This window comes from Ruegeria sp. BHSC026, assembly GCF_059613065.1.
Map to the genome: position 1 here is coordinate 17244 of NZ_JBXWRV010000003.1, position 12467 is coordinate 29710.

Annotated in this window: 11 protein-coding genes; 7 read left to right on the plus strand and 4 right to left on the minus strand. The window is 62.5% G+C overall.

What is annotated here, in order from left to right; all coding sequences use genetic code 11:
- Nucleotides 1–21: 21 nt before the first annotated feature.
- Both AC2FME_RS04515 and AC2FME_RS04520 read right to left on the minus strand, forming a co-directional pair.
- Nucleotides 22–333, minus strand: coding sequence for a hypothetical protein (locus AC2FME_RS04515; protein WP_496688495.1), 312 nt, complete (start codon nt 331–333; stop codon nt 22–24).
- Between the two features lie 44 nt (nt 334–377).
- On the minus strand, nt 378–1424 hold the full coding sequence (locus tag AC2FME_RS04520; RefSeq protein WP_496799759.1) for a Hint domain-containing protein: 1047 nt from the start codon (nt 1422–1424) through the stop codon (nt 378–380).
- Nucleotides 1425–1572: 148 nt separating this feature from the next.
- Here AC2FME_RS04520 and lepA point away from each other — a divergent pair, with 148 nt between their 5' ends.
- The 4 genes from lepA (at nt 1573) to AC2FME_RS04540 (ending at nt 5173) form a co-directional block, all read left to right on the plus strand.
- A complete protein-coding gene (gene lepA / locus AC2FME_RS04525; RefSeq protein ID WP_496799760.1) occupies nt 1573–3372 on the plus strand; it encodes a translation elongation factor 4 in 1800 nt (599 codons plus the stop codon).
- Between the two features lie 151 nt (nt 3373–3523).
- On the plus strand, nt 3524–4144 hold the full coding sequence (locus AC2FME_RS04530) for a hypothetical protein (RefSeq protein ID WP_496799761.1): 621 nt from the start codon (nt 3524–3526) through the stop codon (nt 4142–4144).
- 355 nt (nt 4145–4499) lie between these two features.
- On the plus strand, nt 4500–4742 hold the full coding sequence (locus tag AC2FME_RS04535) for a PA2433 domain-containing protein (protein WP_496681689.1): 243 nt from the start codon (nt 4500–4502) through the stop codon (nt 4740–4742).
- Between the two features lie 116 nt (nt 4743–4858).
- A complete protein-coding gene (locus AC2FME_RS04540) occupies nt 4859–5173 on the plus strand; it encodes a hypothetical protein (protein WP_490360453.1) in 315 nt (104 codons plus the stop codon).
- A gap of 105 nt (nt 5174–5278) precedes the next feature.
- On the opposite strand, the gene carB is transcribed toward AC2FME_RS04540, so the two are convergent.
- The gene (carB, locus tag AC2FME_RS04545; RefSeq protein ID WP_496688504.1) at nt 5279–8632 is read right to left on the minus strand and encodes a carbamoyl-phosphate synthase large subunit; all 3354 of its coding nucleotides are present in this window, start codon (nt 8630–8632) and stop codon (nt 5279–5281) included.
- A gap of 172 nt (nt 8633–8804) precedes the next feature.
- Here carB and AC2FME_RS04550 point away from each other — a divergent pair, with 172 nt between their 5' ends.
- From AC2FME_RS04550 to AC2FME_RS04560, 3 genes are read left to right on the plus strand one after another with little or no spacing between them, the layout of a single operon-like run.
- Nucleotides 8805–9938 (plus strand): aminodeoxychorismate synthase component I, encoded by a 1134-nt coding sequence (locus tag AC2FME_RS04550; RefSeq protein WP_496799762.1) that lies wholly within the window; start codon nt 8805–8807, stop codon nt 9936–9938.
- A complete protein-coding gene (locus tag AC2FME_RS04555) occupies nt 9893–10540 on the plus strand; it encodes an aminotransferase class IV family protein (protein WP_496799763.1) in 648 nt (215 codons plus the stop codon). The genes AC2FME_RS04550 and AC2FME_RS04555 overlap by 46 nt, the downstream gene beginning before the upstream one ends.
- Nucleotides 10537–11208: a CPBP family intramembrane glutamic endopeptidase gene (locus AC2FME_RS04560; RefSeq protein WP_496799764.1), complete on the plus strand. Its 672-nt coding sequence runs from the start codon at nt 10537–10539 to the stop codon at nt 11206–11208. The genes AC2FME_RS04555 and AC2FME_RS04560 overlap by 4 nt, the downstream gene beginning before the upstream one ends.
- A gap of 5 nt (nt 11209–11213) precedes the next feature.
- Here AC2FME_RS04560 and AC2FME_RS04565 read toward each other — a convergent pair whose 3' ends face one another.
- Nucleotides 11214–12440, minus strand: a complete 1227-nt coding sequence (locus AC2FME_RS04565; RefSeq protein WP_496799765.1) for a class I SAM-dependent methyltransferase — start codon at nt 12438–12440, stop codon at nt 11214–11216.
- Nucleotides 12441–12467: the final 27 nt, after the last annotated feature.

A 12467-nucleotide genomic window follows, 5' to 3' on the forward strand; every position in this document is an offset into this window, starting at 1 on the left:
AAGCACTGGCCCGTTGCCCTCCTAGCTGCAACTGGCCTGAGCGACCTGCCCAAAGGCCTGATACCGTTCCCACAAAGCATCGTCGCGGGCGCTTTTCGACATTTTGATTGCCTGCGCCTGGTTCGGGTCGGTAAACCATTTGGCGATGGTTTTTTGGTCGCTGCGGGTCAGCACCTGGTCGGCGACGCTCTGGATGCAGTTGCACCGTTGCCGTGTCGCGGCGGTGCGGTCCGACGCCAGACAGGCCCGTTTGATCTGCGCCGCGTCCGACATGGCCGGCGCCACTGCCGTCAGCGTCGATGCGCAAACCGCAATCAATAGGAAGTGTTTCATGCTCATGCCTCGCTTTGCCTGCCCGGAGAGGTCTGGCGCCTCTCTCAGCTGCGCGCAGTATGAATCAAACCTCGATCCCGATCAACACGCATCATCTCGTGCATCAGCGTCGCGCCTTCACGACGGGTCAGAGCAGGCCGGGCAATTGCCATCGGCGTAGCCGCATCGAGGTCGGGGAAGAACAGCGCGTCCGGCGTGCCCGACTGCGCCGCCGATACCAGCAGGCTTTCGGAAAGGGCGCCGTTGGCGCGTACGATGGCGTGCCGGTCCAGCATGAAATGGTGATACGTCACCGTGAGGGCCGGCGACAGCGCAGCAGCGCCCGCGTCGACAAGGCTGATGGCCGGCACGAAAACCTGATCCATCCCGAACATTAACTCAACCGACGGATGCGCAACCAAAAGCCGGTGCTGCTGCGACACGCACAGCGGAGCCGTATTGTCCAAGGTTCCCGCTGGTATCGTTACCATGCGGAACCGTCCGGCGGCGATCACGCTCTGCCGACCGACCCACTGCACCGGCTGAAACCCGTGATCCAGCGTCCAAACCCGGTCGCCCACGGCAAGATTCTCGACCGCGATCTGGCCGCGCTCGGTCTCGATCAGGGTGCCGGGCGCATAGCAGATCGGGGTGACATAGGCGCTGGAGTCGAAATTGGGTCCTTCCTGGGCGCTGATCACCGTCAGCGGGACGCCTGCGGGCGGAAAGCTTCCGGGCCCGCCGATGAAGGCGAGCCCCTCGACGGTGGCATAGCTGGGCGAGGAGTTGTTCACGTTGAACGCCACCGCCTGCCAGGTATTGGTGCCGTCGGTCAGGGTGATGCCGTATTCGGCCTCGACCTGCGTGCCGCTTGTGAACAGCGTTCCGTCAATGGTCTGGTCTCCGTTCAGCACCTGATCGGAATCATTGTCGCGAAAATCGGTGTCGGCGCCGGCATCGGTGATGAATATTTCGGTCGGGTTGACCGTGTTGAAGGTGATCGTCTGTCCCACCAGGTGCGAGCCGTCCCCCTGGGTGACGCCGTCCAACTGTTCGCCGCCCGAGATGGTCATCTGCGACTCGCCCAAAACGTAGATCGAATAGTCCGCCATGTCCTGCCTTCACGCCTCGCCCGGTGCCGCAGCTTCGCCTGTCAGTCCCAACAACGGGTAAACGCCGGTTGCCAAAGTCGCTCCTGACCCCTTCTACCCTGCGCTTCCCTGCTTGACGAGGTGACAATCTGCGGACATATCCCCCTTCATGACAGACCTCGCTCATATCCGCAATTTCTCCATCGTCGCGCATATCGACCATGGCAAATCCACCCTTGCCGACCGGCTCATCCAAGAGACCGGAACGGTGCAGGATCGTGACATGAAGGAACAGCTGCTCGACAGCATGGATATCGAGCGCGAACGCGGCATCACCATCAAGGCCAACACGGTCCGCATCGACTATACCGCCGACAATGGCGAAAAGTATGTGCTGAACCTGATCGACACCCCCGGCCACGTGGACTTCGCCTACGAGGTCAGCCGCTCGATGCGCGCGGTCGAAGGCTCTTTGCTGGTGGTCGACTCGACGCAAGGGGTCGAGGCGCAGACGCTGGCCAATGTCTATCAGGCCATCGACGCGGATCACGAGATCGTGCCGGTGCTCAACAAGATCGACCTGCCGGCCTCCGACTGCGACCGCGTCGCCGACCAGATCGAGGACGTGATCGGAATCGACGCCACCGACGCCATTCAGGTCAGCGCCAAGACGGGGCAGGGCATCCACGAAACGCTCGAGGCGATCGTGCACAAGCTGCCCGCGCCCAAGGGCGAGCGCGACGCGCCGCTCAAGGCGATGCTGGTCGACAGCTGGTACGACTCCTACCTCGGCGTGATCGTCCTGGTCCGCATCATGGACGGCGTTCTGAAAAAAGGGATGCGGGTCAAGTTCATGTCGAACGGCACCCTGCACCATGTCGACCGCGTCGGCGTCTTCCGCCCCGAGATGCAGATGGTCGACAGCTTGGGCCCGGGTGAGATCGGCTTTCTCACCGCCTCGATCAAGCAGGTGCGCGACACCCGTGTCGGCGACACCATCACCAATGACCGCAACGGTGCCGAAACCCCGCTGCCGGGCTTCAAACCCGCGCAGCCGGTGGTGTTCTGCGGCCTGTTCCCCGTGGACAGCGCCGAATTCGAAGACCTGCGCGACGCGATCGAGAAACTGGCCCTGAACGACGCCAGCTTCTCTTTCGAGATGGAAACCTCGGCCGCGCTGGGCTTTGGCTTCCGCTGCGGCTTCCTCGGCCTGCTGCACCTCGAGGTCATCCGCGACCGCATCGAACGCGAATACGATATCGAGCTCATCACCACCGCGCCGTCGGTGATCTATCACGTCTACATGAAAGACGGCGAGATGATCGAGCTGCACAACCCCGCCGACATGCCCGACATGTCCAAGGTCGACCACCTCGAGGAACCGCGCATCAAGGCCACCATCCTTGTGCCGGACGAATACCTGGGCGACGTGCTGAAACTCTGCCAAGACCGCCGCGGTATCCAGATGGACCTGACCTATGCGGGGCAGCGCGCCATGGTCGTCTATGACCTGCCGCTGAACGAGGTCGTCTTCGACTTCTACGACCGCCTGAAATCGGTGACCAAGGGCTATGCCAGCTTCGACTACCAGATGACTGGCTACCGGCAGGACAACCTGGTCAAGATGTCGATCCTCGTGAATGACGAGCCGGTGGACGCGCTGTCGGTCATGGTCCACCGCGACCGCGCCGAGACCCGCGGCCGCGCCATGTGCGAAAAGCTGAAAGAGCTGATCCCGCGCCACATGTTCAAGATCCCGATCCAGGCGGCCATCGGCGGCAAGGTCATCGCACGCGAGACCCTGAGCGCCCTGCGCAAGGACGTGACCGCGAAATGCTACGGCGGCGACGCCACGCGGAAGCGGAAACTGCTGGAAAAGCAAAAGGCCGGCAAGAAGAAGATGCGCCAGTTCGGCAAGGTGGATATCCCGCAGGAGGCGTTTATTTCGGCGTTGAAGATGGATTCCTGATCCAGCTTGAGTGCCGGTGGGCACGCGGTTGGCGCAGCCAGCCGCGTACCCACACGGCGAAACAGTCTAACGCAGTACTCAGAAGTGCGCGCTTGAGTGAAGGTGCGGACTATGCGAAGCTATTGAAACGCAATCATTTTAGGCGTTTCAAATGACTGATTACGATCGACACTTTAAGTTGACTGAAACACGTGACCACGAAGTTGTTGTATTTGAAGAGCAATACCGATCTCTTCGTAGAGAAATTTTGGACCGACAACAGAGACGTTTCTTTATTGTTGCTGGGGCTGCATTAGGAATCCCGAGCGTGTCTGGATTGAAAATAGCCGGGGTCATGGAGGGGACATTCTTATACATTGTCCCTTTGGTTGTTGTGGCTATGTCGTTTTTGTTCGTCATCGAAGTGAATGGGATTGCCAGAGCGGGCCGTTTCATCGAATTGCGAATTGAAAATCAATTTAAAAACGTAGCTGGTTGGGAACACTACCTGAAAGATCTAAAAGAGGCCAACGAACTAACGCCTTCGGTGGTCAAAGTTGCGAATTCAAGTTTCTTGGTCTTGATGGCTGTATATTTCGTGTTTTCAACCATAATTTCTACTTCAAGACTTTGGTACCGAGACGTTGGAGTTAGTGGAGATTTCTTTGAGGCTGCACAGACTAGTGGAGCATTCTGGTCTTTGATTTATTTAGTTTTCATGTCGGCTACGTTTATTGCTTGGACCTATGGGATGTGGCCGCATTTGAAATTCTCAGCCGAAACTCAGAAGTAACTGTTGTAAATGTGAGGAATGCCTCACGAAAGGCCAACTGCCGGGCCACCCGGGTCCGCGTCATGCTGAAAGCATGCCTCCGATATGACCCGTACCCGTCAAACCGAAGGTTTGCCTCCTGCAAAACGGGCGGCGCGTTTGCGCCCCGCGGCTCCGCCCGTTCGGCCTTGAAACGGTCCACCGGACCGTTTCCTAGACGGGTCTCACCCCCTCGGGCCGGTCGCAGCCCTCATCTCTGCCAACCAACCGCCACACCCGCGCTTGCCGCCGGGGCGCGATTCCACCCGACCAAGGTCCGCTGAGCCGGAGAGCGTTTCGTGATAACCTCCGTCCCTCACCATGGGAGGATATACCGATGAAACATCTGACGATCGCATCCGCACTCTGGCTGTTCGCCGTGCCCGCTTTCGCATCTCAATGCCCCACTGACATCGCCGCCATCAACGCGGCGCTGGCGGCAGGCACCGAGCTCAGCGACGAGCAGGTCGCGCAGGTCGAGGCTCTGCGCGACGAAGGCCAGCAACTGCACGACGCCGGGGATCACCAGGCCTCGGTCGATACGCTTGCCAAGGCCAAGGACATGCTCGGCCTGAACTGATCCTGCCGCCCGTCGACAAGTCTGGGAGGGGCCTCCCCGCAATGTGAGCCACTTCACAGCCCCGCTGACCCGCACCTGCTAAGGTTGACCCAACGGAAACCAGCGGCGGAGGTCCCATGTCCATGATCCCCATCATCGCGCTTGGATCGGCGGGTCTCTACTCCGTGGCCATGATCTCGATGAAGTTCTGGTGGAAACTTCCCGGCCTCGGGTTGGGGCTGCTGATCGTCGCCACTTTGCTGGCCGCCGCCACGCTGGAACTCGCCGCGCTGCGCGACGAACGGCTGGGCATCATCTATACCGGCATTCTGGGGGCCGAGGTTGTGCTGATCGCCATCGCCTCTTTCTTTCTATTCGGCGAGTCCTTTTCCTACCGCGAGGGGCTGGGCATCACCCTTGTCATTATCGGCACTGCCCTGGCCTGGGCCTGATCCCACCTTGCCGCAACTTGCGCGACACGGGTGCGAGACGGGCGCCCCGCCGCACGGAGCGCACCAGTTCGGCGTGGTTCTATCGGGCTTTGCCCTTTGCGCGTATCAGCCCTGCAGAGACCTGACTTCTACATCGCCCTCGGCCTGCGCCTTGATGGCCAACGCAGCGGCGTGGCTGGCTGCGGCCGTGGTATAGTAGGGAATCTTGTCATACAAAGCGATCGAGCGGATCGCCTTGCTGTCCTCGATGGCCTGCGCGCCCTCGGTGGTGTTCATCACCAGCTGCACCTGACCGTCCTTCAGCATGTCCACCACGTCGGGGCGGCCTTCATAGACTTTGTTGACCACGTCACAGGGCACGCCTTGGCTGTCCAGCCAGGTCTGCGTGCCGCGCGTTGCGACCAGCGTAAAGCCCTGTTCCACCAGAACCTTCGCCGCCTCCAGCATCAACGCGCCCTTGTCGGCATCCTTGATCGAAATGAAGGCCCGCCCCTTGGACGGCAGCACCATGCCGGCGCCCAGCTGCGCCTTGAGGAAGGCGCGGGGGAAGTCGCGGTCCCAGCCCATGACCTCGCCGGTCGAGCGCATCTCGGGGCCAAGGATGGTATCGACGCCGGGGAAACGGGCAAAGGGCAGCACCGCCTCTTTCACCGAGAACCACGGCATGTTTGGATCGGCCAGGGTCATCTGGTCGGCGATCTCGGTGTCTTGGCCCTCCTTGTAGGGCGGGCGCTGCGGGAAGTTCGACAGCGGTTCGCCCGCCATCACCCGCGCCGCGATCGAGGCAATTGCGCTGTCGGTCGCCTTGGCCACGAAAGGCACGGTGCGGCTGGCGCGCGGGTTGACCTCGATCAGGTAGATCTCGCCATCCTTGATCGCGAACTGCACGTTCATCAGGCCGACCACGTTCAGCGCCTTGGCCAGCTTGTAGGTCTGCTCCTTGATCTCGTCGATGACCTCGGTCGACAGCGAGTAGGGCGGCAGCGAACAGGCCGAGTCGCCGGAATGCACGCCGGCCTCTTCGATATGCTGCATGATGCCCGCCACATGCACATCCTTGCCGTCGCACAGCGCGTCCACGTCCAGCTCGACCGCCCCGGCCAGATAGCTGTCCAGCAGCACCGGGCTGTCGCCCGAAACCACCACGGCCTCGTTGATGTAGCGTTTCAGCTGATCCATGTCGCGCACGATCTCCATCGCGCGGCCACCCAGAACGTAGGACGGGCGGATCACCAGCGGGAAGCCGATCTCCTCGGCTATTTCCAGCGCTTGCGCGTCGGTCGAGGCGATACCGTTCTTGGGTTGCTTCAGCCCCAGCTGGTTGACCAGCGCCTGGAACCGCTCGCGGTCCTCGGCCAAGTCGATGGCGTCTGGCGAGGTTCCGAGGATCGGGATGCCGGCCTGTTCCAGCGCGTTGGCCAGCTTCAGCGGCGTCTGGCCGCCGAACTGCACGATCACGCCGTGCAGGGTGCCGTTCTCCTGCTCGACCCGCAGAATCTCCATGACGTGTTCAAAGGTCAGCGGCTCGAAATACAGGCGGTCCGAGGTGTCATAGTCGGTCGAAACCGTCTCGGGGTTGCAGTTGACCATGATGGTCTCATACCCGGCATCCGTCAGCGCGAAACAGGCGTGACAGCAGCAATAGTCGAACTCGATCCCCTGGCCGATCCGGTTCGGGCCGCCGCCGAGGATGACCACCTTCTTGCGGTCGCTGGGGCGCGCCTCGCATTCGACCTCGCCCATCGTGGGGGCCTCGTAGGTCGAATACATGTAGGGCGTCTGCGCCTCGAACTCGGCGGCGCAGGTGTCGATGCGCTTGAACACCGCCTTGACGCCCAGGTTGTGACGGGCGCGGCGCACGTTGTCCTCGTTGCGGCCGGTCAGCTTGGCCAGACGGGCATCGGTAAAGCCCAGCATCTTGACCGCGCGCAGGCCCTCTTCGGTGACCGGCAGGCCGTTTTTGCGCAGGTCACGCTCGGCCTCGACGATCTCACGGATGCGCGCGAGGAACCACGGATCGAACTTGGTGACCGCCTGGATCTCGTCATCCGACAGCCCGTGACGCATCGCCTGCGCGATGGTGCGCAGCCGGTCCGGCGTCTGCTGGCTGATCGCCTTGATAACATGCGCCTTGTCGTCGCTGGTTTCGACAGCGCCCCAAGGGCCGATGCTCAGGCCCGGAATTTCGACCTCGTCAAAGCCGGTCAAGCCCGATTCCATCGAAGCCAGCGCCTTTTGCATCGATTCGTGGATCGTGCGCCCAATCGACATCGCCTCGCCCACCGATTTCATCGCGGTGGTCAGGTAGGGTTCAGCGCCCGGGAACTTCTCGAAGGCGAATTTCGGGATCTTGGTGACCACATAGTCGATGGTCGGCTCAAAGCTGGCAGGGGTGACCTTGGTGATGTCATTGTCCAATTCGTCCAGCGTGTAGCCCACCGCCAGCTTGGCCGCGATCTTGGCGATCGGGAAGCCGGTCGCCTTGGACGCCAGCGCCGACGAGCGCGACACGCGCGGGTTCATCTCGATCACGACCATGCGGCCGTCGGCAGGGTTCACTGCCCATTGCACGTTCGAGCCGCCGGTTTCCACGCCGATCTCGCGCAGCACGGCGATCGAGCCGTTGCGCATGATCTGGTATTCCTTGTCGGTCAGGGTCAGGGCAGGGGCCACGGTGATCGAGTCGCCGGTATGCACGCCCATCGGGTCGACGTTTTCGATGGAACATACGATGATGGCGTTGTCGGCGCTGTCGCGCACCACCTCCATCTCGTATTCCTTCCAGCCCAGAAGGCTTTCGTCGACGAGGATCTGGTTCACGGGCGAGGCATCCATGCCCGAGCGGCAATAATGGATGTAGTCCTCGCGGTTGTAAGCCACCCCACCGCCGGTGCCGCCCAGTGTAAAGGCGGGGCGTATAATCGCGGGCAGGCCGATGTTTTCCAGCTCGTCCAAGGCCATCTGCACGCCGGCATCCAGATCGGCAGAGCCATCGGCCTTTTTGGGAGCGGTGATGATTGTCGCCTTGGGGTTTTCAAGGCCCAGGCGGTCCATCGCCTCGCGGAACAGCTTGCGGTCCTCGGCCATCTCGATGGCCTCGCGCTTGGCCCCGATCATCTCGACGCCGAATTTTTCCAGAATGCCCATCTCTTCCAGCGCCAGCGAGGTGTTCAGGCCGGTCTGACCTCCCATCGTGGGCAGCAGGGCGTCGGGGCGTTCCTTTTCGATGATCTTGGCGACGACCTCGGGCGTGATCGGTTCGATATAGGTGGCGTCGGCCAGTTCCGGGTCGGTCATGATCGTGGCAGGGTTCGAGTTCACCAGGATGACCCGATACCCTTCCTCGCGCAGCGCCTTGCAGGCCTGGGCGCCGGAATAGTCGAATTCGCAAGCTTGCCCGATGACAATGGGCCCCGCCCCGATGATCATGATCGACTGGATGTCGGTTCTCTTCGGCATGGCCTGGTCCCTTCGATTTTGCACGAGTCGCGGGCGCCGCCCAAGCGCCCAAATTGTCGTGCGTTATAGGGACCCGGGCAAAAGGTGCAAGGGGGATCGGAAACGGAAGCGAAATTGCCGCTTTCCCCCCTTTCCCTTGGCACCGTATTCTCTATATGCCGCGGAACGGTAGATGAGGAAGCAATTGCGCATTCGTTTCGATCAGGGACCCGCCGGTCCGGGCACCGGTTTCGACCGGCCCGCCCAGGTGATCCGCGCCGACCGGGCGGAGCAGGTACCCCAGGCATTGGCGGCGCTGGATGACGCGCGCGCGCAGGGCGGCTGGCTGGCCGGATTTGCCAGCTACGAGCTTGGCTATGCGCTTGAGCCGAAGCTGGCCGCAAGGCTGCCCGCGAACCGTCGATTGCCGCTATTGTGCTTTGGGGTGTTCGACGGCCCGAGCGTGCACGACCTGCCGTCCGGTGCAGCCGGGCTGACTGCGTTTCAGCCGCGTTGGAGCGAGGCGCGCTATACCGAAGCCTTCCGCGCCGTGCATGATGCGATCGGGGCCGGGGACATCTATCAGGCCAACTTGACATTTCCTATTGACCTGGAAACCGAGGGCGACAGCGCCGCGCTCTACGCCGCGCTGACCGCCGGACAGCCGGTCGGCCATGGCGCGCTGGTCCAGCAGGACGGGCTGCCCGATCTGCTCAGCCGCTCGCCCGAGTTGTTCTTCCGCACCGATGCCGACGGGATGATCGAGACCCGGCCGATGAAGGGCACCCAGCCGCGCAGCGCCGATCTGGCCGAGGATGCGCGTCGGCGGGATTTCCTGTCCTCGGACGAAAAGAACCGGGCCGAGAACCTGATGATCGTGGACCTGCTGCGCAATGACATCAGCCGCGTGGCGCTGCCGGGAACCGTTCAGGTGCCCGAGCTGTTCAAGGTCGAGACCTACGCCACCGTGCATCAGATGGTGTCGCTGGTGCAGGCGCGGCTGCAGGTGGGGGCCGGGCTGTCCGACATCCTGACGGCGCTGTTTCCCTGTGGCTCGATTACCGGGGCGCCCAAGATCCGTGCGATGGAGATTCTTTCGGATCTGGAGCCCTGGCCGCGCGACATCTATTGCGGCACCATTGGCTGGGCCGCCCCGGATGGGCGGTCGGAATTCAACGTCGCGATCCGGACCTTGATGGTCGAGGGCAATCGGGCCACGCTGAACGTCGGCGGAGGCGTCGTCTGGGACAGCACTGCCGCGTCGGAATACGAGGAAGCGCTATGGAAAGCCCGGTTCGCGCACCAACTGAGCCTGATTTCCGTCTGATCGAAACCTTTGCGTTTCGGCCCGGGCAGGGCTTTGTGCGGCTGGAGCGCCACCTGCGGCGCATGGCGCGCACGGCGGATTGGCTGGGTGTTCGGTTCGACGTGCGGCGTGTGGGCGAGGTGGTGGCCGGCGTGGCCGGCGCGGACCCGCTGCGGTGCCGGTTGACTCTGGACATGACCGGCAAGCCCGAGGTCACCACGGGGCCTCTGGCGGACAACCCGCCGGGCTGGACGGTGGGCATCGCCACGCCGCGGCTGATGTCCTCGGACATCTGGCTGCGTTACAAGACCACCCGCCGCGCGATCTATGATCAGGCGCGGGCGGAATTGCCCTACGGCGTGGACGAGCTTTTGTTCCTGAACGAACGGGATGAACTGTGCGAGGGCACCATCACCAACCTGTTCGTGGAAACGGAAGGCGGGCGCCTGCTGACACCGCCGGTTGCGGCGGGCCTGCTGCCGGGCATCCTGCGCGAGGAGTTGATCGAAACCGGACGCGCGGTCGAGGCGGTCTTGACCCTGCATGATCTGGCCGCCGCGCACCGGGTCTGGATGGGCAATTCCTTGCGCGGTTTGATCCCGGCCCAAGTGATATTGCCATGAGCGACCGCAGTTCTGCGCGTGGATTGCAGGTGTCGAACCTGCGCCTGAAGGCTGAATTCGTGGCGTTCTATGTCGCGGTCCCCTTGCTGATCGCGGTTGTGTTTCCACCCGACTGGATGTTTCCGGCCCTGTTCTTCTTCACCGCTGGCGGGATCGCCCTGCTGCACCGCACTCCGGGCTTTTCCTGGGCCGAGCTGCGCTATGGCTGGCGCAACTGGCGCTGGGCCGAGGTGATCGGGTTCTCATTCGCAATGGCGGCAATCTGTGCGGCCTTGGTGATGGCCACGCGCCCCGATGCGGCCTTTTATCTGCTGCTGAACCGGCCGGAATTTCTGGTCGTGATCTGGCTGGGCTATCCGTTGCTGTCGGCGCTTCCGCAAGAGCTGCTGTTCCGCACACTGTTCTATCGCCGCTATCACGCGATTCTGCCTGACGGCACGGCCTTGCCGTTGCTGAACGCCGGGCTGTTTGCCTTTGCCCATCTGATGTATTGGAGCTGGATCGTCGCCGCGATGACATTCGCGGGCGGGCTGCTGTTTTCCTGGGCCTACCGAAAGCGTGGGTCGTTCTTCTATGCGGTGCTGCTGCACGCGATCGCGGGCAACATCATCTTTGCCGCCGGGCTGGGCGAATTCTTCTATTCCGGAAACGTGCAGCGCCCGTTCTAGGGACTTTACTCGGCGGCTTTGCGCATGTCTTGACCCGGCTGATACAGATAGTCCCGCGTTAACGGCACCGCGTCACGGCGATGGCCCAGTTGCAGTTGGAAAACGGTCTGGTCGCGCTCCTCGAACACCAGGATGCAGGCGGTCAAGTAGAACCGCCACATGCGGATGAACCGGTCGTCATACATCGCGCGTACCTGATCCAGGTTGCTCTCGAACCGGTCGCGCCAGGCGCGCAGAGTCAGGGCATAATGCAGCCGCAGGCTTTCGACATCCAAAAACCACAGACCGGTGCGGGCCACGGGTTTGACGATTTCCTCGAGCGACGGGACATAGCCGCCCGGGAAGATGTATTTGTTCAGCCAGGGCGACTGGCCGGTGGGCGGACCGTTGCGGCCGATGGAATGGATCAACGCCACACCGTCGGGTTTCAACAGGGCTGCGACCCGGTCGAAATAGGTGCGCAGCTGTGGCGCGCCCACATGCTCCAGCATCCCGACCGAGACGATCCGGTCGAACTGATCCTGCATCTGTCGGTAGTCCATCAGCCGAATGTCGACGCGGTCGGCTAGCCCGGCCTGCCTTACTCGCGCGGTCGCGGTGCGGTGCTGGTTCTGCGACAGGGTCAGCCCGGTCACCTGCACGCCGTGGTCACGCCCCAGCGTCAGGGCCAGCCCTCCCCAACCGCAGCCGATGTCCAGCACGCGCATTCCGGGTTCAAGGCACAGCTTGCGCGCGATATGCGCCTTTTTGGCGGCTTGTGCCTGTTCCAAAGTCATCCAGGGCTGCTGGAAATAGGCGCAGCTGTACTGCATGTCAGGGTCCAGCATCAGCCGGTAGAAGTCGTCGGACAGGTCATAGTGATGCGCAACATTGCGCCGCGCCGATCGGACCGAGTTGCGCTGCAGGATCGGTCTCAGCAGATACCCGGCCCAGTCCTGGATCTGCTGCAGCAAGGGCAATGACCCGCTGGCCGCGCATCGAATCGCGATCCGCATGGCGCTTTCCAGGCCGCCTTCGTCGACGGTAAGGGTGCCGTCCATGTAGCCCTCGCCAAAAGCCATCTCGGGATTGCGCACCAAGCGCGCCATCAATGCGGGGTCATGCAGGGTGACATGCGCCTCGGGCTGCGTGGCGTCGCCATAGGTGCGCGCCGTCCCGTCAGGATAGGTGATCCGCAGAGTTCCGCGGGTGATGAAACCCCGCAATACGCGATCCAAAACAGTTTGCCACATCGGCCGAACACCTCCTTGCTCAAGGGG

Coding starts and splice junctions, on each gene's coding strand:
- AC2FME_RS04515 (WP_496688495.1), bottom strand. CDS start 333: ATGAAACACTTCCTATTGATTGCGGTTTGCGCATCGACGCTGACGGCA.
- AC2FME_RS04520 (WP_496799759.1), bottom strand. CDS start 1,424: ATGGCGGACTATTCGATCTACGTTTTGGGCGAGTCGCAGATGACCATC.
- lepA (WP_496799760.1), top strand. CDS start 1,573: ATGACAGACCTCGCTCATATCCGCAATTTCTCCATCGTCGCGCATATC.
- AC2FME_RS04530 (WP_496799761.1), top strand. CDS start 3,524: ATGACTGATTACGATCGACACTTTAAGTTGACTGAAACACGTGACCAC.
- AC2FME_RS04535 (WP_496681689.1), top strand. CDS start 4,500: ATGAAACATCTGACGATCGCATCCGCACTCTGGCTGTTCGCCGTGCCC.
- AC2FME_RS04540 (WP_490360453.1), top strand. CDS start 4,859: ATGTCCATGATCCCCATCATCGCGCTTGGATCGGCGGGTCTCTACTCC.
- carB (WP_496688504.1), bottom strand. CDS start 8,632: ATGCCGAAGAGAACCGACATCCAGTCGATCATGATCATCGGGGCGGGG.
- AC2FME_RS04550 (WP_496799762.1), top strand. CDS start 8,805: ATGAGGAAGCAATTGCGCATTCGTTTCGATCAGGGACCCGCCGGTCCG.
- AC2FME_RS04555 (WP_496799763.1), top strand. CDS start 9,893: ATGGAAAGCCCGGTTCGCGCACCAACTGAGCCTGATTTCCGTCTGATC.
- AC2FME_RS04560 (WP_496799764.1), top strand. CDS start 10,537: ATGAGCGACCGCAGTTCTGCGCGTGGATTGCAGGTGTCGAACCTGCGC.
- AC2FME_RS04565 (WP_496799765.1), bottom strand. CDS start 12,440: ATGTGGCAAACTGTTTTGGATCGCGTATTGCGGGGTTTCATCACCCGC.